Raw genomic sequence first — 20616 nt, 5'->3', positions numbered from 1 at the left:
TACTACCAAGTTTTTGTATGGACATCTTTAGAAAAAAAGGAGAAACTTTCTACCAAAATGAAAAAAATAATCAACTCTTTCAAAGAATTGAAAAGTAGAGGAAGGTGATTTTTTTTAAGGAGCTAATCCTGCTGTTCGTTACAAGTCCGCGTCAAAAACCGCAATTTTGTAAACCATAAAACGAGCTTCCGTTGGTCGCTGTTTTCTGGCAACAAAATTAGCGGTTTTTGCCTTGCGGGCTTTTCACTTCCATCATGGCTAGGAAAACCGTTGACGTGGATATTTCAGGACAAAACATAACATATTTTACTCAAAAAAAGATAGTAAAAACAATAATAAATTAGTTTTTCAAAATCCCAATAACATATCAATAAACGCTATTTTCTTTTCAACAATTCGTTATATTCTTCTAGTAAATTTAGGTATTTATTTTTCCAATAGTCTTCGTCAGAAATGTACGGTTTTGGTGGTTCATTTGAGGCATACAAATTTGTATTTGCGGTATTTAGTTCCTCTGAAAAGTCGTAATGGATAACTCTACCAATTTGTAACATTATATCAATAGATACCGTTGCATTTTCAAATAATAGATATACCCATCTTCGGCTTTTTCCCATACGTTTGGCCAACTCCGTAATAGGATACCCACTTTTATACACCGCTTCTTTGATAATTTCTCCTCTATGTTGCATAATGCAAAATTATGCTCATTACTGTGTACGTAAAATTACGTAAAATACACATATATGTAAATTAATAGATAAATATTTGTGTAATAATTAAAGATTATTTATTAGATTTGTGAACTTTTATGGGTTTAAGTAATAAAACACAAAAAACCTAGCGAAACCGAAAAGCTTTATGAGTAGGGAAACTAAAAATATATTATTATGAAAAAACTAAAATTTTTAACATTATTGTTAGTAGGAGTGTCTTTTTTCTCATTACAAAGTTGTAGTAAAGATGACGTCCCACAAGTAGCTCAAGATCCAAGAGACCAATATGTAGGAGCTTGGAACAGTATTTCATCGGGTAGTTTAACATTGTTTCAAAATGGACAAAGTATAGGAACAATTCCTGTAAATGAGAATGGACCTATTACTATTTCAAAATCTGGAAGTAATTCTTTAATTATTGGTGGAAAAACATACACTGTTAATGGAAGTAATTTAACTTCTCCTCCAACACCTTTTACTGAAAACGCAAATGGGGTTGTCATTGTTGCTACAGAAAACAGTAATGGTACATTAGGTTCTAATATTATTTTCAATAATACAGTTACTGGTACTTGGAATAGCACTAATGGTGCTTCAGGTAATTTATCTGGAAGTTATGTTATAACTTTAACAAGATAATTAAATATTTATTTAGTACCTGTCAAATTATTGAAAAAGACTATCAAAAATGACAGTCTTTTTTTTAATCAGCTTCGCAAAGAGTTTTCATGAAAAGTCCTGCAAATGTCTCATATCTTTGCGCAGTTGGTTACTTCATGTACAAAGTTAGCAACTGAATTTTTCAATTTAGTTACTGCAACAAAAAAACAAAATCCGTCTTGTTAAAAAACTTGACGGATTTTTTATCTATATAATAGCAATTAATTCTAATTTCAAATTCATAAAAAAGAATTCATCAAGTTTCTCTCAAACACTATTTTATTAGTTTTAGTTTTTTACTTTTGCACCCGAGACCGAAGGTCGAACTGTTATTTATAAAAAAATTTTATTCCAATGTATAGAAGTCATAATTGTGGCGAGTTAAACGCCTCACATATCAATCAAGAAGTTACACTTGCCGGTTGGGTTCAAAAATCAAGAGATAAAGGATTCATGAATTGGGTTGACTTACGCGACCGTTATGGAATTACGCAATTGTTATTTGACGAAAGTCGTTCAGAAAAATCGGTGTTTGAATTGGCTAAAACTCTTGGAAGAGAATTTGTAGTGCAAGTTAAAGGAACTGTAATTGAGCGTGAAGCAAAAAATAAAAATATTGCAACTGGCGAAATTGAGATTCTTGTAAAAGAAATGACAATCCTTAACGCAGCTTTAACGCCACCTTTTACAATAGAAGATGAAACAGATGGCGGTGAAGATATCAGAATGAAATACCGTTATTTAGATATTCGTAGAAATCCGGTAAAAAACAGTTTGTTGTTTCGTCATAAAGTAGCACAAGCCGTTAGAAATTACCTTTCTGATTTAGACTTTTGTGAAGTTGAAACACCCTATTTAATCAAATCTACTCCAGAAGGCGCAAGAGATTTCGTTGTACCTAGCAGAATGAACGAAGGGCAGTTTTATGCCTTGCCTCAATCGCCACAAACATTCAAACAACTTTTGATGGTGGGCGGTATGGATAAATATTTTCAAATTGTAAAATGTTTCCGCGACGAAGATTTACGTGCCGATAGACAACCAGAATTTACACAAATAGATTGCGAAATGGCATTTGTGGAACAAGAAGATGTTCTTAATGTTTTTGAAGGATTAACACGTCATTTACTAAAAGAAATAAAAGGCATCGAAGTAGAAAAATTCCCAAGAATTACCTACGATTATGCCATGAAAACTTATGGTAACGACAAGCCAGATATTCGTTTCGACATGAAATTTGGTGAGTTAAATGAAGTAGCACAACACAAAGATTTTCCAGTTTTCAACTCAGCTGAATTGGTGGTTGGAATTGCAGCTCCAAATTGCGCAACATATACTCGTAAAGAAATCGATGCTTTGATTGACTGGGTGAAACGTCCACAAGTTGGTGCTTCGGGAATGGTTTATGTAAAATGTGAAACCGACGGAACTTACAAATCATCAGTAGATAAATTTTACGATCAAGAAGATTTAGCAAAATGGGCCGAAATTACTGGCGCAAAAGCTGGTGATATGATTTTTGTACTTTCTGGTCCAGCCGATAAAACACGTGGTCAACTTTCTGCTTTACGTATGGAATTGGCAACAAAACTAGGTTTAAGAAATCCTGCCGAATTTGCTCCATTATGGGTTGTAGATTTCCCATTATTAGAATTAGACGAAGAATCTGGAAGATGGCACGCCATGCACCATCCATTCACTTCTCCAAAACCTGAAGATATGGAATTATTGGCAACCAATCCAGGAAAAGTTCGCGCTAATGCCTACGACATGGTTTTGAACGGAAATGAAATTGGCGGTGGTTCTATCAGAATTCATGATAAAGCTACACAACAATTAATGTTCAAATATCTAGGTTTTACCGAAGAAGAAGCTCGTAATCAGTTTGGTTTCTTAATGGATGCCTTCCAATTTGGCGCACCACCACACGGAGGTTTAGCATTTGGTTTAGATAGATTGGTAGCCATTTTAGGCGGACAAGAAACCATTCGTGACTTTATTGCTTTTCCAAAAAACAATTCGGGTCGAGACGTAATGATTGATGCACCATCTGTTATTGATGACAAGCAATTGGAAGAGTTGCATATAAAAGTGAAGTTGAATTAAAAAAAAAAACGTACTAATTCCGCATAAAAACTTGAAAATCAATAAATTTTTTAAAAGTTTTTAAAAAAATATTTTTTGTATTGGTATAAAGATTACATTTGTGCATTATAAATTTTTTACAATATTACAATGAGTACAGGTACAGTTAAATTTTTTAATGAATCAAAAGGTTACGGATTCATTACAGATGACGAAACAGGAAAAGACATTTTTGTTCACGCATCAGGTATCAAATCAGAAGAACTTCGTGAAGGCGATAAAGTTTCTTATGAGGAAGAAGAAGGAAGAAAAGGTAAAGTTGCTGCTCAAGTAGTAGTGCTTGAAGACTAATATATATTATTTTTTAAGTTACCTAGAATGTTTAAACGCTTCGATTTTTCGGAGCGTTTTTTTTATTTGCAAAAATATAGTTTAGAATCAGTTTAAATAAACAATTTTGAGCAATAAATAACAAACGTTTAAGCTTTGATTTTTGTCAATTAAATTATGCAATGTATATTTGTACCACTTTTAACAAAGTCTAAATTTTAGGTATATGCAATCAACACAACATGACTTTTTGCCAATCCTTATGCAAGCAGGATTAGCGGTAGGATTTGTGGTAATGACCATAATCGGCTCAAGTTTTTTAGGGCCAAAACGTCATTCAAAAAATAAAGATATCAACTTCGAGTGCGGAATTGAATCTGTAGGAAATGCTAGAATTCCTTTCTCTGTAAAATATTTTCTTGTAGCAATTCTTTTTGTGCTTTTCGATGTTGAGGTTATTTTCTTATATCCTTGGGCTGTGAATTTTAGAGAGTTAGGTGTCGAAGGAATGATCAAAATGGTTATTTTCATGCTATTACTTTTAGTTGGTTTCTTCTATATTATCAAGAAGAAAGCACTAGAATGGGAATAAATTAATTACAACTCGAGCGAAAGCGAACAGATGAAATAATTATAAATTACGAATTATAAATGAGTGATTCTAAAACAAAAATGGTTGCTCCACCAGAAGGAGTAACAGGTGAAGGTTTCTTCGCTACTAAACTAAATGATGTGGTTGGATTGGCACGAGCTAATTCACTTTGGCCACTTCCTTTTGCAACGTCTTGTTGCGGAATTGAGTTTATGGCAACAATGGCATCTCATTACGATTTAGCGCGTTTCGGTTCTGAGCGTGTAAGTTTTTCTCCTCGTCAAGCAGATATGCTAATGGTAATGGGAACTATTTCTAAAAAAATGGCTCCTATTTTACGTCAGGTATATGAGCAAATGGCTGAACCTCGTTGGGTAATTTCGGTTGGTGCATGCGCTTGTTCAGGTGGTGTTTTTGATACGTATTCTGTTTTACAAGGAATAGACAAAGTAATCCCGGTCGATGTTTACGTGCCAGGTTGCCCTCCAAGACCAGAACAAATTGTTGACGGAGTAATGCAATTGCAAGAATTAGTAAAGAATGAATCTGTTCGCAGAAGAAATTCTTCTGAATATAAAGAATTATTAGCTTCTTATAACCTATAATATGGCTTTAGAAACGGCATACATTCAAGAAAAATTGAATCAGAAATTTGGTAATAAAGTGCTGAATTTTGCAATGAGTAGAGATATTTTTTCTTTCGAAGCTACTCCAGTCGCAATTCACGAAGTAATTCGAACATTAAAAGTTGATGAAGATTTAAATTTCCATTTTCTTACCGATTTATGTGGTGTTCACTATCCTGATAATGATAGCGAGCATCAATTTGCTGTTGTGTATCATTTACACAATTGGGTAGAAAATATTAGAATTAGAGTTACAACTTATTTAACTGATGAAAATTTAGAAGTAAATACCATTACCGATTTATTTTTATGTTCAAATTGGATGGAAAGAGAAACATTTGACTTTTACGGAATCAACTTTATTGGTCATCCACAATTGAAACGTATTTTGAATATGGATGAAATGGTTTCGTTTCCAATGAGAAAGGAATTCCCAATGGAAGACAATGGAAGAACTGATAAAGACGACCGTTTCTTTGGAAGAACGGCACAAAATTTATAAAATCAATAATTCAACATTATAAAATGTCAGACTTATTATTATTACCAGAGCATCGATATGCCAAAGTTATTGAACAAACTCGCAACGAAGATGGAAGCGAACTTTCAATATTAAATCTTGGGCCAACGCATCCAGCTACACACGGTATTTTTCAAAATATCTTGTTGATGGATGGTGAAAAAATTTTGGATGCAGAACCAACTATCGGATATATTCACCGTGCTTTTGAAAAAATTGCAGAAAACCGTCCTTTTTATCAAGTAAATGTTTTGACCGACAGAATGAACTATTGTTCTTCTCCTATTAATAACATGGCTTGGTGGATGACCGTTGAAAAATTACTAGAAATTGAAGTTCCAAAACGTGCTCAATATTTAAGAGTTATCGTAATGGAATTAGCCCGTATAACCGATCACTTAATATGTAACTCAATTTTAGGAGTTGATACTGGAGCTTATACTGGTTTCCTTTACGTATTCCAATTTAGAGAAAAAGTTTACGAAATCTACGAAGAGATTTGTGGTGCTCGTCTTACAACAAATATGGGTAGAATCGGTGGTTTCGAAAGAGATTGGTCAGAAGCTGCTTTCAAAAAATTAGATACTTTTTTAACAGATTTTCCCGTTGCTTGGAAAGAATTTGAAAACCTATTCGAAAGAAATAGAATTTTCATCGACAGAACAGTAAATGTTGGACCAATTACTGCTGAAAGTGCAATGCAGTATGGTTTAACTGGACCAAATTTACGTGCTGCCGGAATTGATTACGACGTTAGAAAAGCACAACCTTATTCTTCTTACGAAGATTTTGAATTTGATGTACCAGTTGGAAAATCAGGTGATACTTACGATAGATTTTGTGTAAGAAATGCCGAAGTTTGGGAAAGTTTAAGTATCATCAAACAAGCATTAGCAAAATTACCAGAAGGACCAATTCACGCTGATGTTCCCGATTATTATTTGCCTCCAAAAGAAGATGTTTACCATAATATGGAAAGCTTAATTTATCACTTCAAAATTGTGATGGGCGAAGTTCCAGTTCCTGTGGCAGAAATCTATCATCCTGTTGAAGGCGGAAACGGAGAATTAGGGTTTTATTTAGTAACTGATGGAAGTAGAACGCCATATAGATTACACTTTAGGAGACCTTGTTTTATTTATTACCAAGCTTACACTGAAATGATTAAAGGCGGAATGTTATCAGATGCCATCGTAATATTGTCAAGTTTAAATGTAATTGCTGGAGAATTAGACGCATAATTAAAGTATAATGTATATTGAAAAAAATGTATAATGGTAAAAGTATAATGTAAAACATTATACAATTTACATTATACAATATACAGATAAAAAATGGAAAGAACACATATAACACAAGAGATAAACATAACTGAATCATTGATGAATCGTATCAATGAATTGATTAGTCATTATCCTGAAGGCAAACAAAAATCGGCTTTATTACCAGTTTTGCATGAAGTTCAAGATGCTCACGACAATTGGTTGAGTATTGAATTGCAAAACAAAGTTGCTGAAATTCTTCAAATTCAAAATATTGAAGTGTACGAAGTAGTAACTTTTTACACGATGTTCAACCAACGTCCAATTGGAAAATTCATGTTCGAATTCTGTCAAACTTCTCCTTGTTGCCAAAACGGAGTAGAAGATTTAATGGATTACACTTGTTCGAAATTGGGTGTAAAAATTGGCGAACCAACACCAGACATGCTATTTGAAGTTCGCGGTGTAGAATGCCTTGGTGCTTGCGGATACGCTCCAATGATGCAATTGGGTGATTTCTACCAAGAACATTTGACTAAAGAAAAAATCGATCAGTTAGTGTCTGATTGCAAAGAAGGAAAAATCACTTTACACGATAAATAGTATCATGGGAAGAAAAATATTATTAGACAAAATAAATGTTCCAGGAATAAAAACTTATGAAGTATATCGTCGTGAAGGCGGTTACGCATCGGTAGAAAAAGCCTTGAAGAAAATGACGCCTGATGAAGTAGTTGAAGAAGTAAAAACTTCGGGACTTCGTGGTCGTGGTGGTGCAGGATTTCCAGCTGGAATGAAATGGAGTTTTATTGATAAAAAATCTGGTAATCCAAGACATTTAGTTTGTAATGCCGACGAATCTGAACCAGGAACTTTCAAAGACCGTTATTTAATGGAGTACATTCCTCACCTATTAATAGAAGGAATGATTACATCAAGTTATGCTTTGGGCGCAAACCTATCCTACATCTACATTCGTGGAGAATATATGTGGGTTTACAAAATTTTAGAAAGAGCCATCGCCGAAGCAAAAGCTGCCGGATTTTTGGGTAAAAATATATTAGGTTCGGGTTACGATTTAGAACTTTTTGTTCAAATTGGTGGCGGAGCTTACATCTGCGGAGAAGAAACTGCATTGATTGAATCGCTAGAAGGAAAACGTGGAAATCCAAGATTAAAACCACCATTTCCTGCTGTAAAAGGTCTTTGGCAAAATCCAACCGTAGTAAATAACGTAGAAACAATTGCTGCTGTGCCTTGGATTATCAATAATTCTGGTGCCGATTATGCAGGAATCGGAATTGGTCGTTCAACAGGGACCAAATTAATTTCAGCATCTGGAAATATTAAAAATCAAGGTGTTTTCGAAATTGAATTGGGTGTTTCGGTTTACGAATTCATGAATTCTGATGAGTATTGTGGTGGAATGCAAACCGATAGACCATTGAAAGCTTTGGTTCCTGGAGGAAGTTCGGTGCCAATTTTACCAGCCAATTTAATTTACAAAACTGCTGCTGGTGAAGACAGATTAATGACTTACGAAAGTTTATCAGATGGTGGATTCGCAACTGGTTCTATGTTAGGTTCTGGCGGATTTATCGTTTATGATGACAGAGCTTGTATCGTTAGAAATACTTGGAATTTTTCACGTTTCTACCACCATGAATCGTGCGGTCAATGCACACCATGCCGTGAAGGAACTGGTTGGTTAGAGAAAGTTTTATGGAGAATAGAAAACGGTCAAGGTCGTGAAGAAGATATCGAATTATTGTGGAGTATTCAATCTAAAATAGAAGGAAATACGATTTGTCCATTAGGTGACGCGGCTTCATGGCCAGTTGCTGCAGCAATTCGCCATTTTAGAGATGAATTTGAATACCACATTCGTTTCCCTGAAAAAGTAAAAAATAGAGATCACTTTGTTGCTGAACCATTTGAAAAAGTGAAGCATTTAGTAGCAAAACAAGAAGTTTAAGTTAAGAGTACGAAGTTAGAAGTTGGAAGTACGAAGTGAAAACACTTAAACTTTTAAACTTTTAAACTTTTAAACAATTTGAAAATGAAAGTAACCATAGACGGTCAAGAAATAGAAGTAGAAGCTGGAACAACAATCCTTCAAGCTGCTCGTATGATTGGTGGAGAATCTGTTCCGCCAGCCATGTGTTATTATTCTAAACTAAAAGGAACTGGTGGAAAATGCCGTTGTTGTTTAGTTGACGTTACAAAAGGTAGTGAAGCTGACCCAAGACCAATGCCAAAATTAGTAGCATCATGTGTTACTGGTTGTCAAGACGGAATGGAAGTGGCCAGCAAATCTTCAGAAAGAGTAACAGAAGCTAGAAAAGCAGTAACCGAATTCCTTTTGATAAATCACCCATTAGATTGTCCGGTTTGTGATCAAGCAGGAGAATGTGATTTGCAAAATTTATCATTCGAACACGGAAAATCGGAAACTCGTTTTATCGAGGAAAAAAGAACTTTCGAACCAGAAGATATTGGTCCACACATTCAACTTCACATGAACCGTTGTATTGTTTGTCAGCGTTGTGTGGAAGTTGCAGATCAACTAACAGATGGTAGAGTTCACGGAGTTTTAAATCGTGGTGATCATTCACAAATTTCTACTTGCGTTTCGGCTGCTATTGATAATGAATTCTCTGGAAATATGATTGATGTTTGTCCAGTTGGTGCTTTAACAGATAAAACGTTTCGATTCAAATCGAGAGTTTGGTTCAACAAACCTTTCAACGCTCACAGAGAATGTACAACGCCTGGATGTTGCGGAAAAACAACACTTTGGATGTTTGGAAACGAAATACAAAGAGTTACAGCAAGAAAAGATATTTACCATGAAGTAGAAGATTTTATCTGTAATACATGTCGCTTTGACAAAAAAGAAGTGTCTGATTGGGTTATTGAAGGACCAAGAAAATTCGAAAAAGATTCTGTTATCAATCAAAATAACTATACTCGAAAAATGGATAAAGTTGTTATTGAAACCGAAAAAGGAATTCTTCAAGGTAGAGATATTGATCGTAAAAAAATCAGTATGTCTGATATTGATTACAACGAAAAAATTGACGGTACTAAAATAGGAACAAAATAATGGATAGTGCATTTATAATAGAAAAAAGTATTTTCATTGTTGTAATCTTTGCTTTTACAATGATAATGGCAATGTATTCTACTTGGGCAGAGCGTAAAGTAGCCGCTTTTCTTCAAGATAGAGTTGGACCAAACAGAGCAGGTTGGGGAGGATTATTGCAACCACTAGCCGATGGTATGAAACTTTTTGCCAAGGAAGAATTTGAACCAAATACTAAAAACAGATTTTTATTTTTTGTAGGACCTGCTATTGCAATGAGTACTGCTCTTATGACTAGTGCGGTTATTCCTTGGGGCGATAAATTAGAAATTTTTGGCAGAACCGTAATTCTTCAAGCAACTGATATTGATGTTTCTTTATTATACATTTTCGGAGTAGTTTCTGTTGGTGTTTATGGAATTATGATTGGAGGCTGGGCATCGAACAATAAGTTTTCATTAATGGGTGCTGTTCGTGCTGCTTCTCAAATGGTTTCTTATGAAGTTGCCATGGGATTGTCAATGATTGCATTGTTAATGATGACAGGAACATTGAGTTTAAAAGAAATTTCTGTTCAACAACACGGAATACATTGGAATGTATTCTATCAACCATTATCATTCTTAATCTTTTTAATTTGTGCTTTTGCAGAAACTAACAGAACGCCATTCGATTTAGCAGAATGTGAATCGGAATTAATAGGTGGATACCATACTGAATATTCTTCTATGAAAATGGGATTTTATTTGTTCGCTGAATATGCTAATATGTTTATTTCTTCAACTATAATTGCAGTATTGTTCTTTGGAGGTTATAACTATCCAGGAATGAGTTGGGCATTAGAAAATTGGGGTGTAAATATTGCAAATGTTATTGGAATTGGAGCATTGTTTATAAAATTATGTTTTTTCATCTTCTTCTTTATGTGGATTAGATGGACAATCCCAAGATTTAGATACGATCAATTGATGAATTTAGGATGGAAAATTTTAATTCCGCTTTCAATTGTCAATATTATTATAACAGGAATTTGCATTTTAGCTTTTAAATAGGAAAAGAAATTATGTCAACATCAATACAAAGTATTTCATTATCAGGTAAGAAAAAGCAGGTTTCCAACAAGGAAATGACTTTTCTTGAAAAAATGTACCTGATTGCCATTGTAAAAGGGTTATGGATTACCATAAAACACTTTTTTAGAAAAAAAGCAACCATTCATTATCCCGAACAAGTGCGAGAATTTAGTCCAGTTTATCGTGGTCAACACATGTTGAAACGCGATGAGCAAGGAAGAGAAAACTGTACGGCTTGCGGATTGTGCGCACTATCTTGCCCAGCAGAAGCTATCACAATGAAAGCGGAAGAGCGCAAAAAAGGTGAAGAACATTTGTATAGAGAAGAAAAATATGCTTCGATATACGAAATTAATATGTTGCGTTGTATTTTCTGCGGATTATGTGAAGAAGCATGCCCTAAAGATGCAATTTATTTAACTATTTCTAAAGAATTAGTGCCAGCGCAATACAACAGAGAAGATTTTATTTTCGGAAAAGATAAATTAGTGATGCCACTAGAAATGGCTTTGGCAAATACTAAAAAACTTAATTAATTATGTCACCGATACTTATAATATTTTACTTTTTAGCGGCAATAACATTGTCAACTGCATTTTTGACAATTTATAGCCGAAATCCAATTCATAGTGCTATATACTTAGTGATTTCCTTTTTCTCAATTGCGGGACATTATTTACTTTTTAATGCTCAATTTTTGGCATTAGTACATATAATTGTTTATTCTGGAGCCATAATGGTTTTATTCTTATTTACCATTATGTTGATGAATTTGAATAAAGAAGATGAAGTACACAAACCTAGAATTACCAGATTGGGTGCCGTAGTTGTAATGAGTATAACTTGTTTGGTTTTATTAGCAATTTTTGTAAATTCAAACCCAATTGTTGCAAATGAATATGATAGCAACGGAAACGATTTTCAATCAATAAAAGCCTTAGGAAAAATATTGTTGAATGAATATATGGTGCCGTTTGAATTTGCTTCAGTATTATTATTGACAGCCATGATAGGAACCGTTTTATTGTCTAAAAAAGAAAAAACAGGAAAAAAAAATGAGTAATATTTTAAATGAAATTGGTATTGAAAACTATCTTTTCCTATCGGCGATACTATTTAGTATTGGTGTATTTGGAGTTTTGTATAGAAGAAATGCCATTATAGTTTTCATGTCTATCGAAATTATGTTGAATGCTGTAAACTTATTGTTTGTTGCTTTTTCAACCTATCACCAAGATGCCGAAGGACAGGTTTTTGTTTTCTTTTCGATGGCAGTTGCTGCAGCCGAAGTAGCGGTAGGATTAGCAATATTGGTTTCTGTTTATAGAAATTTAGGCTCAATTGATATTGCCAAATTAAAAAATTTAAAAGGATAGTTCGCAATGGATACAAGTTTAGCTCTTATTTTAGTTTTAGCACCTTTTATTGGTTTCTTACTGAATGTATTCTTCGGAAAAACACTTGGCAAATCAGTTTCTGGTGTCATCGGAACTTTGTCTGTTGTAGTTTCGTTTGTGATTTCAATTGTGTTTTTTATGCAATTAAATCAAACAAATAAACCTATAGAAGTTTCTTTATTCGATTGGATTCAGATTAGTAATTTCAAATTAGATTTCGGATTTTTATTAGATCAACTATCATTACTTTGGTTACTATTTGTAACGGGAATTGGCTCGCTAATTCACCTATATTCTATAAGCTATATGCATGATGATGAGAATATGCACAAGTTTTTTGCGTATTTAAATCTGTTTATTTTCTTTATGATTACACTTGTAGTTGGAAGCAATCTTTTGGTAATGTTTATTGGTTGGGAAGGCGTAGGACTTTGTTCTTATTTACTAATCGGATTTTGGCATAAAAACCAAGATTATAACGATGCAGCCAAAAAAGCATTTATCATGAATAGGGTAGGAGATTTAGGTTTGCTAATCGGAATATTCATTGTTGGAGCCTTATTTTCAACTTTAAATTTTGTTGAATTAAAAGAAACCATTCTTGGTGGAACCAATTCTGGAAATACCGTTTGGATAGCAATAGCTGCTTTCGCTTTATTTATAGGAGCTACAGGAAAATCGGCTCAGATTCCATTATACACTTGGTTGCCAGACGCAATGGCTGGTCCAACGCCAGTTTCTGCCTTAATACACGCTGCGACAATGGTTACGGCTGGTATTTTTATGGTAACAAGATTAAATTTCTTATTTGATTTAGCACCACAAGTTCAAACTATAATTGCTGTCATTGGAGCTACCACAGCTTTGGTTGCTGCCACAATTGGTTTGGTTCAAAATGATATTAAAAAAGTATTGGCTTACTCAACCGTTTCTCAATTAGGATTGATGTTTCTTGCTTTAGGAATGGGTGCTTACCAAGTTGCCGTTTTTCATGTTATCACTCATGCTTTCTTCAAAGCTTGTTTGTTCTTAGGTTCTGGTTCGGTAATTCACGCACTTCATGGCGAACAAGATATGCGAAAAATGGGCGGATTAAAAAAAGCAATGCCGATTACTTTCTGGACAATGCTTATAGCTTCATTAGCCATTGCTGGAATTTTTCCTTTCGCTGGATTTTGGTCTAAAGATGAAATTTTAATCTCGGCTTTCCACGGAAATATTGTGCTTTGGGTTGTGGGTTCAATCGCTTCAATCTTAACAGCTTTTTATATGTTCCGATTGATGTACCTTACTTTTTATAATGAATTTAGAGGAACTGAACATCAAAAAAATCATTTACACGAAAGTCCTTCTTTGATAACTTTTCCATTAATTGTTTTAGCCATTTTATCATTTGTTGGGGGAGCAATTAGTTTGCCTACAAATAGCTGGTTGAATCATTATTTGGCGCCACTTTTCAGCGCTACTTCTCACGAAGAACACATTTTAGGAACAACGGAATATGCCTTAATGGGAATTGCTTTATTAGGTGCGGTTGTAGGTATTGGAGTTGCTTTTGCAAAATATATTAAAAACAGTGAAATTCCTTCTGAAGATGCTAATATCAAAGGATTTTCTAAAGTTCTTTATGATAAATATTATGTGGATGAATTCTACACAGTAATTATCGTAAATCCTATCAACTCGCTTTCTTCATTCTTTAGAAAATATGTTGAAAGCGGAATTTCAAATTTGGTTTTCGGATTTGGTCAAATGACAATTTCATTGGCAAATGCTGGAAAACGAGTTCAAAACGGAAGTATTGGTTTGTACCTTTTTGCTTTTGTAATTGGCGTAAGTGCTATATTGTTTTATTTATTTTTAGCCCAATAATCTTTACATAATGGATGTAACTACTATATTACTTTTACTTTTGGTTGGCGCAATAGCAACCTTTTTTTCGGGAGATAAATTAGCTTCTAAAGTAGCATTGCTTTTTGGAATAGCTTCTTTTGTAGCGACGATTTTTGTTCTAAATTCGTTCAACGTAGGTCAAGATGTAAGTTTCTTTTCAGCTTGGATTAATGAACCCAAAGTTTCTTTTGCACTAAATGCCGATGGGCTTGCACTTATAATGGTGTTATTGACAACATCGTTATTACCAATTATTATTTATTCTTCTTTTGAAAACGTCTATAAAAATGCAAAGAGTTTTTATGCGTTAGTATTATTTATGGGATTTGCAATGGTGGGAACTTTCCTTGCTGCAGATGCTTTGTTATATTATATTTTCTGGGAATTATCTTTAATACCAATTTATTTTATAGCATTGCTTTGGGGCAATGGCGATGAAGATTCTCGTAAAAAAGCGGTTGTAAAATTCTTCATTTACACATTGGCGGGTTCTTTATTTATGCTTGTTGCCTTTATCTTTTTATACCAAAGAGCTGGAAGTTTCTTGCTAGATGATTTGTATAATATGCAAATTACAACTAATGAACAGTTATGGATTTTCTTAGCATTTTTCTTAGCCTATGCAATCAAAATTCCTTTGATTCCTTTCCATACTTGGCAGGCAAAAGTATATCAAAAAGCACCAACTGTTGGAACTATGTTATTGTCTGGAATTATGCTAAAAATGGGATTGTACAGCGTTATCCGTTGGCAAATTTCATTAGCTAGATTTTCTGCCATTGAATACAAAAATATTTTCATTGCCATTGGAGTGGCAGGTGTAATTTATGGCTCTATTGTAGCTTTAAGACAAAAAGATTTAAAGAAATTACTAGCCTATTCTTCATTAGCTCACGTTGGATTAATCGCTGCTGGAACTTACACTTTATCACTTGATGGTTTGAGAGGTTCGGTTTTGCAAATGTTAGCGCATGGATTTGTTGTAGTTGGACTATTCTTTGCTGCCGAAATAATTTACAGAAGATACGAAACTAGAGAGATTTCTGAAATGGGCGGTATTCGTTCGCAAGCACCAAAATTCACTTCTATGTTTATGATTTTGGTTTTGGCATCGGTTGCTTTACCAGGAACTTTCAACTTTATTGGAGAATTCACGGTTTTATATAGCTTGTTTCAAGCCAATATTTGGTTCGCCATTTTAGGCGGAACAACCATCATTTTAGGAGCTTATTATATGTTAAAAATGTTCCAAAATGTAATGTTGGGAGAAACAAATACCAAAGTTTTTAAAGAGGTAACTTTCAATGAAGGATTAACATTAGTTATCATTATCGGCGTTTTATTCTTTTTTGGATTGTATCCAAAACCAATAACAGATTTGATTACTCCAAGTATTGAAAATATCATCAACCAGATTAACCGAACTAACTAGTTTTACAAAATGACGACATTAATAGCAATAATAGGATTAGGTGTTTTATGTCTAGTATTTGAAATTTTCAATGCTAGAAAAATCATTGTTCCTGCAACAATTATAGGTTTACTAGCCATTTTCGGATTAAATGCCACTCAATTTAACACACCAGCTAGTTTTTATAACAACATGATTGTAACCAACAATTTTTCGGTTGCTTTCACGGGTTTGTTTATACTTCTTACGATTTTCTTGGTAGCATTGAGTCACGATTTTTATAAAGAACATCAAACCAAAATTTCTGATTTTATAGCAATCAAAATCTTCTTACTTTCAGGCGCTGTCGCTATGGTTTCTTTTGGAAATTTAGCCATGTTCTTTTTAGGAATTGAAGTTTTATCTATAGCATTATACATTTTAGCGGCGAGTAGAAGATTGGATTTAAAAAGTAATGAAGCCGGAATGAAATATTTCTTAATGGGATCATTTGCTTCTGGAATAATTCTTTTCGGAATATGCTTAGTTTATGGTGCAACGGGTTATTTTGATGTAAGCGAAATATATGATTTGTCACAAGGCGCAGGATTACCAGCTTGGTTTTTCATAGGAATTTCGATGTTGGTAATTGGAATGTTGTTCAAAATTGCTGCAGTTCCATTTCACTTTTGGGCACCCGACGTTTACGAAGGCTCGCCGACAATGGTTACTGCAACTATGAGTACATTGGCTAAAGTGGTTGCAATGGCAACTTTATACAAATTAGTTACATCACTAAATGCCGGGGTCGAATATAAATTTGAAATCGTAATTATAGTGGTTTCAATACTTTCTATGACGGTTGGAAATATCATGGCGTTGCGTCAGAATAACGTAAAACGTATGTTGGCATTTTCAGGTATTTCACATGCTGGATTCATGTTGATGGCATTATTAAGCTTGTCATCGGCTGCAGGAAGTTTGTTATATTATACAGCGGCTTATGCCTTAGCTGGTATCGCTTCATTTGCTGTAATTATTTTGGTAACCAAAAACAAAGACAACGAAGATATTGTTAATTTCAATGGTTTAGGAAAAACCAATCCTCTTATGGCGGCTATCCTAACGGCATCATTATTATCAATGGCCGGAATACCAATTTTTGCTGGATTTTTTGCCAAGTTGATGTTGTTTAGCCAAACTATAAAAGCCGGCTATTTGGTCGTAGTCATTGTGGGTGTAGTCAACTCAATTATAAGTGTTGGTTATTATTTCAAATTAATTCTAGCAATGTACACTAAAGAAGCCAATGAAGAAAAACAAACTGTACCATTTGTATATTACGCAGTAGCAGTTGTAGCAATACTATTAAATATCCTTATCGGAATTTTTCCTTCAATGGTTACAGATTTATTAAAATAAGAGTTAATAATCATAAAATATAGAAGCCATCAAAAGTAATTTTGGTGGTTTTTTTTAGTAAAACTTATACTTACGGATGTAGTATTTTACTAGATCACTTCTTGTTAATTTTCAACAGAAACATGTATAGGTATTTAAAATTACAATTTAAGTTAAATTACGTTTTTGTATTTTTTTTTGATTATTAAATCCTTGAATTGTTTTTTATTTAAGGCACTTTGACATCTTTTTTATTGTGTCAGATTTCAATGTATTCAAAAATTTCTAGTTTATTTGCTCTATAGTTTTTAGTTAATAACCCTAAATTAATTCGTTATTTTAATAATTTAAAAAAGATTTTTGATTGCTCCCCCAACGATTTCTTTATACTTCTATTACTCCTTAAGATTTAATTGTATTTGCAAATCTATTGCTTGTATATTGAATTCTTCTTTTATAATGAAAAATCAATCCTTTATGAGCGCTTAGGTTTTTATTGCTATTTTCCAACCAATTAGAATTGTTACTGCAGTATTTATAACATTGTTTTATTTTTAGTTAATTATTTTAAGGTTGTATAAGGACACAGGTTTTAGTATTGATCCTGTTTGACTCCTGTGATATTTATAAAAAAAACCGCAACTATTAAGTTACGGTTTCATAAAGTACCCTTCACTATTAAGTTGTCGAACCATTTTATAGTAGATTTAAAACGATTACACTACGCTTATATACTGCTAACAAAAAAGCCACAGTTTCCTGTGGCTCAATTATAACTTAACTAAACTTATTGCAATATAATCTTTTTAATGTTCACGACCTCGTTTTGAGCATTGCTGATTTTAACGAAATACATACCTTGACCCGTCCATGAATTTAATGGCACTACATATTGCTGCGTGTTCATAGGTTGATTAAATACTTCTTGACCAAGCATGTTTGTGATTTTAATATTCCAACCCACTACGTTAGCAAGATTACCACAATCAATAGTGATTTGGTCATTAGCTGGGTTGGGATAAATATTTACAGTACTGGTGTAAGTTACGGGATTTGTACTTAAAGCACCTGTATTGATTACCAGAGTTAAACATTCATTTGAATTAGCTGAATTGTATAAATTGGTTATTTCTTGTTGTGTAAGTGCTCGGTTCCAAACACCTACGTCGTCAATATTTCTTGAACTTAGAGGATTGTTGTTTATATTTTGTCTGCTTCCTATCTGAAGCCAAGAGTTAGTAAAATCTGTTATTTGGGTTGCGGGACTAGTCGCAATTAATAGACTGTTAATAAAAAGTTGAATTATTCCATTATGCTTTACTAATACAAAATGATTCCAATTTGAAGCAAAGTTGTATGATAAAATGGCAGAATCCACTTGTGCATTGTTACTTGAGAATCCATAAACTTTATAGTTTCCATTGCCAAATATACCATCGTTTTGTGTCATGTGAAGCCCTATTCCTCCTGGGGTTATATAATCTAAGTTTGCTATTTCCAATATACTAAATGTTGTGTAAACAAAAGGAGAATTTAATTTGCACCATCCACTTATAGTGAAATCTTGAGGATTAATAGTTGTATTTGTAATACTTATCATATCAGTATTTTCAATAAACTGGTATGAATTATTTATACTACCGAATCTATCTGTCGTCAATGTTGCTCCGTTTACAGTTCCATTGTTTCCATTGCCGCTAGCATCATTGGCATTGCCACTAAACGGCCAATAACCAACAAGTCCATTTGTAGGAACATAAGAAGGGACTTGAGCAAAAAGTGTTTGGGTAGTTAAAGCGACACCCACCGCTAATAAAAGTATTATTTTTCTCATTTTGTTAAATTTTAAGTATTTAGTATCCAAAAAAAACATTAAATGTTTTTGCAAATATAATCTTTTTTTATTTAATCGGCATATATGCCGATGTTATGCAATTGTATTAATGGAATTTTGGCCCATGTCAGAAGAACAATTAATACAGCTAGGTAAGTTAATCAATGGTAGAGCAAAAGCCAGTTTTACTAGTAACTTGGAGTTTGCATCTGCTTGTGATATTGACGAGAAAAGCATCCGAAGAATTCTTAAAGGCAAACAAAACTTCTCTATTAATATCTTCTCAAAAATTTGTTCCGCATTGGGTGTTAAGATGTCAGAACTATTATCAGAAATCGATTTATAAAATCAACTGTTAAAAAAAACAAAAAAGCCCTTCCTTTCAGAAGAGCTTTCGTACCCGGAGCCGGAGTCGAACCGGCACGGTTTCCCACAGGTGTTTGAGACCAGCGCGTCTACCAATTCCGCCATCCGGGCTTAGCAGACTAGAAATAACAAATGCTATTTCAACGCGATAAAGAAATGAAAAAATCACTTTATCCTTTAACACGGTGCAAATGTAAAAAATAATATTTCATTTTCTAAAAAATTACTGAGAAATATCCTTTCAAACTTGAATTTTATTTCTAAATTTGCACCTCGGTAAAACGACACACAACTAACTAACTACATTCGAGATATTTATATAATTTAGATTTTCTTAAGTCTATGTTTATAAACTATCGAAATTAAACAAAAAATAAAATGTCGCATCTAGAACCAGAAGCAAAGATTTTTGCGTGTTCGCAAAGTGTACATTTAGCCGAACAAATAGCCAAAAACTATGGTGTTCAGCTAGGTAAAGTTACGTTCTCTAAATTTAGTGATGGTGAGTTTCAACCTTCTTTTGAGGAATCAATTAGAGGATTACGCGTTTTTATTGTTTGTTCCACTTTTCCAAGTGCAGACAATTTGATGGAGCTTTTATTAATGATTGATGCTGCAAAAAGAGCATCTGCAAGACATATAACTCCCGTAATTCCATATTTTGGTTACGCAAGACAAGATAGAAAAGACAAACCAAGGGTTCCAATTGGAGCAAAACTTATTGCAAAATTGCTAGAAACAGCAGGCGCAACAAGAATAATGACAATGGACTTACATGCAGATCAAATTCAAGGTTTTTTTGAACAACCTGTTGATCACTTGTTTGCCTCAACCATATTTTTGCCGTATGTAAAAAGTTTAAATCTTGAGAATTTAACTATTGCATCGCCAGATATGGGTGGTTCTAAAAGAGCTTATGCGTATTCTAAGTTTTTAGAATCTGATGTGGTAATTTGTTACAAACAAAGAAAAGCTGCTAATGTTATTGGTTCGATGGAGTTGATAGGCGAAGTAAAAGGAAGAAATGTTGTGCTGGTAGATGACATGATTGACACTGGAGGAACATTGGCGAAAGCGGCTGATCTAATGATAGAAAAAGGAGCGTTAAGTGTAAGAGCAATTTGTACACACGCCATTTTATCGGGTGATGCTTATGAAAAAATTGAAAATTCTAAATTAAGCGAGTTGATAGTAACCGATTCAATTCCTTTAAAGAAAGAATCTAAAAAAATAAAAGTGGTGAGTTGTGCGCCTCTTTTTGCAGAAGTTATGAACATGGTACAACACAACAATTCTATAAGCGGTAAGTTTTTGATGTAATTAACAAGTGATTAGTTTTTAGTAATTAGTAAATAGCCAAAATAAGGCAATAAGCTTTACCAAAAA

Annotated in this window: 21 protein-coding genes and 1 tRNA gene; 19 read left to right on the top strand and 3 right to left on the bottom strand. The window is 33.6% G+C overall.

Features of this window, described 5'->3' with window-relative positions:
• Positions 1-377: 377 nt before the first annotated feature.
• Entirely contained in the window at positions 378-692 is a 315-nt protein-coding gene (locus ACIQ66_RS07050; RefSeq protein ID WP_396212086.1) for a hypothetical protein, read from the bottom strand.
• 198 nt (positions 693-890) lie between these two features.
• Between ACIQ66_RS07050 and ACIQ66_RS07045 the strand changes: the two genes are divergently transcribed.
• From ACIQ66_RS07045 to ACIQ66_RS06965, 17 genes are all read left to right on the top strand, one after another.
• Positions 891-1355, top strand: coding sequence for a hypothetical protein (locus ACIQ66_RS07045; protein WP_396212085.1), 465 nt, complete (start codon positions 891-893; stop codon positions 1353-1355).
• A gap of 375 nt (positions 1356-1730) precedes the next feature.
• On the top strand, positions 1731-3482 hold the full coding sequence (aspS, locus tag ACIQ66_RS07040) for an aspartate--tRNA ligase (RefSeq protein ID WP_396212084.1): 1752 nt from the start codon (positions 1731-1733) through the stop codon (positions 3480-3482).
• 129 nt (positions 3483-3611) lie between these two features.
• On the top strand, positions 3612-3812 hold the full coding sequence (locus tag ACIQ66_RS07035; RefSeq protein WP_298175233.1) for a cold-shock protein: 201 nt from the start codon (positions 3612-3614) through the stop codon (positions 3810-3812).
• A 205-nt stretch (positions 3813-4017) separates the two neighbouring features.
• Positions 4018-4383 carry an NADH-quinone oxidoreductase subunit A gene (locus ACIQ66_RS07030; RefSeq protein WP_396212083.1) on the top strand — a complete coding sequence of 122 codons (366 nt, stop codon included), beginning with the start codon at positions 4018-4020 and terminating at the stop codon, positions 4381-4383.
• A 59-nt stretch (positions 4384-4442) separates the two neighbouring features.
• Positions 4443-4988: an NADH-quinone oxidoreductase subunit B gene (locus ACIQ66_RS07025; protein WP_396212082.1), complete on the top strand. Its 546-nt coding sequence runs from the start codon at positions 4443-4445 to the stop codon at positions 4986-4988.
• A gap of 1 nt (position 4989) precedes the next feature.
• Positions 4990-5511 carry an NADH-quinone oxidoreductase subunit C gene (locus ACIQ66_RS07020; RefSeq protein WP_396212081.1) on the top strand — a complete coding sequence of 174 codons (522 nt, stop codon included), beginning with the start codon at positions 4990-4992 and terminating at the stop codon, positions 5509-5511.
• A 23-nt stretch (positions 5512-5534) separates the two neighbouring features.
• Entirely contained in the window at positions 5535-6770 is a 1236-nt protein-coding gene (gene nuoD, locus ACIQ66_RS07015) for an NADH dehydrogenase (quinone) subunit D (RefSeq protein WP_396212080.1), read from the top strand.
• Between the two features lie 93 nt (positions 6771-6863).
• Positions 6864-7394, top strand: a complete 531-nt coding sequence (locus tag ACIQ66_RS07010) for a complex I 24 kDa subunit family protein (protein WP_396212079.1) — start codon at positions 6864-6866, stop codon at positions 7392-7394.
• Between the two features lie 4 nt (positions 7395-7398).
• Positions 7399-8766, top strand: coding sequence for an NADH-quinone oxidoreductase subunit NuoF (gene nuoF, locus ACIQ66_RS07005; RefSeq protein WP_396212078.1), 1368 nt, complete (start codon positions 7399-7401; stop codon positions 8764-8766).
• An 84-nt stretch (positions 8767-8850) separates the two neighbouring features.
• Positions 8851-9897: a 2Fe-2S iron-sulfur cluster-binding protein gene (locus ACIQ66_RS07000; RefSeq protein WP_396212077.1), complete on the top strand. Its 1047-nt coding sequence runs from the start codon at positions 8851-8853 to the stop codon at positions 9895-9897.
• Positions 9897-10928 (top strand): NADH-quinone oxidoreductase subunit NuoH, encoded by a 1032-nt coding sequence (nuoH, locus tag ACIQ66_RS06995; protein ID WP_396212076.1) that lies wholly within the window; start codon positions 9897-9899, stop codon positions 10926-10928. Before ACIQ66_RS07000 ends, nuoH begins: the two co-directional genes overlap by 1 nt.
• Positions 10929-10939: 11 nt before the next feature.
• Positions 10940-11485, top strand: a complete 546-nt coding sequence (locus ACIQ66_RS06990; protein ID WP_396212075.1) for a NuoI/complex I 23 kDa subunit family protein — start codon at positions 10940-10942, stop codon at positions 11483-11485.
• A 2-nt stretch (positions 11486-11487) separates the two neighbouring features.
• Positions 11488-12012: an NADH-quinone oxidoreductase subunit J gene (locus tag ACIQ66_RS06985; protein WP_396212074.1), complete on the top strand. Its 525-nt coding sequence runs from the start codon at positions 11488-11490 to the stop codon at positions 12010-12012.
• Positions 12005-12325 (top strand): NADH-quinone oxidoreductase subunit NuoK, encoded by a 321-nt coding sequence (gene nuoK / locus ACIQ66_RS06980; RefSeq protein WP_298175222.1) that lies wholly within the window; start codon positions 12005-12007, stop codon positions 12323-12325. Before ACIQ66_RS06985 ends, nuoK begins: the two co-directional genes overlap by 8 nt.
• 6 nt (positions 12326-12331) lie before the next feature.
• Positions 12332-14218: an NADH-quinone oxidoreductase subunit L gene (gene nuoL / locus ACIQ66_RS06975; RefSeq protein ID WP_396212073.1), complete on the top strand. Its 1887-nt coding sequence runs from the start codon at positions 12332-12334 to the stop codon at positions 14216-14218.
• A gap of 10 nt (positions 14219-14228) precedes the next feature.
• Positions 14229-15671, top strand: a complete 1443-nt coding sequence (locus ACIQ66_RS06970) for a NuoM family protein (RefSeq protein WP_396212072.1) — start codon at positions 14229-14231, stop codon at positions 15669-15671.
• Between the two features lie 9 nt (positions 15672-15680).
• Positions 15681-17051, top strand: coding sequence for an NADH-quinone oxidoreductase subunit N (locus ACIQ66_RS06965; protein ID WP_396212071.1), 1371 nt, complete (start codon positions 15681-15683; stop codon positions 17049-17051).
• Positions 17052-17817: 766 nt separating this feature from the next.
• Here the strand turns inward: ACIQ66_RS06965 and ACIQ66_RS06960 are convergent.
• Positions 17818-18864 (bottom strand): LamG-like jellyroll fold domain-containing protein, encoded by a 1047-nt coding sequence (locus tag ACIQ66_RS06960; RefSeq protein WP_396212070.1) that lies wholly within the window; start codon positions 18862-18864, stop codon positions 17818-17820.
• A 109-nt stretch (positions 18865-18973) separates the two neighbouring features.
• Here ACIQ66_RS06960 and ACIQ66_RS06955 point away from each other — a divergent pair, with 109 nt between their 5' ends.
• The gene (locus tag ACIQ66_RS06955) at positions 18974-19210 is read left to right on the top strand and encodes a helix-turn-helix domain-containing protein (RefSeq protein ID WP_396212069.1); all 237 of its coding nucleotides are present in this window, start codon (positions 18974-18976) and stop codon (positions 19208-19210) included.
• A gap of 51 nt (positions 19211-19261) precedes the next feature.
• Here the strand turns inward: ACIQ66_RS06955 and ACIQ66_RS06950 are convergent.
• Positions 19262-19341 (bottom strand) — tRNA-Leu (locus tag ACIQ66_RS06950).
• Between the two features lie 267 nt (positions 19342-19608).
• On the opposite strand from ACIQ66_RS06950, the gene ACIQ66_RS06945 reads away from it, so the two are divergent.
• Positions 19609-20550, top strand: a complete 942-nt coding sequence (locus ACIQ66_RS06945; RefSeq protein ID WP_396212068.1) for a ribose-phosphate pyrophosphokinase — start codon at positions 19609-19611, stop codon at positions 20548-20550.
• Positions 20551-20616: the final 66 nt, after the last annotated feature.

The organism is Flavobacterium sp. (assembly GCF_044377315.1).
Lineage (GTDB): Bacteria > Bacteroidota > Bacteroidia > Flavobacteriales > Flavobacteriaceae > Flavobacterium.
The sequence above is the reverse complement of the archived record's forward strand: the minus strand, read 5'-3'. Positions and strand labels throughout refer to the sequence as shown.

Excerpts from the sequence above, each read along its gene's own strand:
- ACIQ66_RS07050 (WP_396212086.1), bottom strand. The coding sequence starts at position 692 with ATGCAACATAGAGGAGAAATTATCAAAGAAGCGGTGTATAAAAGTGGG.
- ACIQ66_RS07045 (WP_396212085.1), top strand. The coding sequence starts at position 891 with ATGAAAAAACTAAAATTTTTAACATTATTGTTAGTAGGAGTGTCTTTT.
- aspS (WP_396212084.1), top strand. The coding sequence starts at position 1,731 with ATGTATAGAAGTCATAATTGTGGCGAGTTAAACGCCTCACATATCAAT.
- ACIQ66_RS07035 (WP_298175233.1), top strand. The coding sequence starts at position 3,612 with ATGAGTACAGGTACAGTTAAATTTTTTAATGAATCAAAAGGTTACGGA.
- ACIQ66_RS07030 (WP_396212083.1), top strand. The coding sequence starts at position 4,018 with ATGCAATCAACACAACATGACTTTTTGCCAATCCTTATGCAAGCAGGA.
- ACIQ66_RS07025 (WP_396212082.1), top strand. The coding sequence starts at position 4,443 with ATGAGTGATTCTAAAACAAAAATGGTTGCTCCACCAGAAGGAGTAACA.
- ACIQ66_RS07020 (WP_396212081.1), top strand. The coding sequence starts at position 4,990 with ATGGCTTTAGAAACGGCATACATTCAAGAAAAATTGAATCAGAAATTT.
- nuoD (WP_396212080.1), top strand. The coding sequence starts at position 5,535 with ATGTCAGACTTATTATTATTACCAGAGCATCGATATGCCAAAGTTATT.
- ACIQ66_RS07010 (WP_396212079.1), top strand. The coding sequence starts at position 6,864 with ATGGAAAGAACACATATAACACAAGAGATAAACATAACTGAATCATTG.
- nuoF (WP_396212078.1), top strand. The coding sequence starts at position 7,399 with ATGGGAAGAAAAATATTATTAGACAAAATAAATGTTCCAGGAATAAAA.
- ACIQ66_RS07000 (WP_396212077.1), top strand. The coding sequence starts at position 8,851 with ATGAAAGTAACCATAGACGGTCAAGAAATAGAAGTAGAAGCTGGAACA.
- nuoH (WP_396212076.1), top strand. The coding sequence starts at position 9,897 with ATGGATAGTGCATTTATAATAGAAAAAAGTATTTTCATTGTTGTAATC.
- ACIQ66_RS06990 (WP_396212075.1), top strand. The coding sequence starts at position 10,940 with ATGTCAACATCAATACAAAGTATTTCATTATCAGGTAAGAAAAAGCAG.
- ACIQ66_RS06985 (WP_396212074.1), top strand. The coding sequence starts at position 11,488 with ATGTCACCGATACTTATAATATTTTACTTTTTAGCGGCAATAACATTG.
- nuoK (WP_298175222.1), top strand. The coding sequence starts at position 12,005 with ATGAGTAATATTTTAAATGAAATTGGTATTGAAAACTATCTTTTCCTA.
- nuoL (WP_396212073.1), top strand. The coding sequence starts at position 12,332 with ATGGATACAAGTTTAGCTCTTATTTTAGTTTTAGCACCTTTTATTGGT.
- ACIQ66_RS06970 (WP_396212072.1), top strand. The coding sequence starts at position 14,229 with ATGGATGTAACTACTATATTACTTTTACTTTTGGTTGGCGCAATAGCA.
- ACIQ66_RS06965 (WP_396212071.1), top strand. The coding sequence starts at position 15,681 with ATGACGACATTAATAGCAATAATAGGATTAGGTGTTTTATGTCTAGTA.
- ACIQ66_RS06960 (WP_396212070.1), bottom strand. The coding sequence starts at position 18,864 with ATGAGAAAAATAATACTTTTATTAGCGGTGGGTGTCGCTTTAACTACC.
- ACIQ66_RS06955 (WP_396212069.1), top strand. The coding sequence starts at position 18,974 with ATGGAATTTTGGCCCATGTCAGAAGAACAATTAATACAGCTAGGTAAG.
- ACIQ66_RS06945 (WP_396212068.1), top strand. The coding sequence starts at position 19,609 with ATGTCGCATCTAGAACCAGAAGCAAAGATTTTTGCGTGTTCGCAAAGT.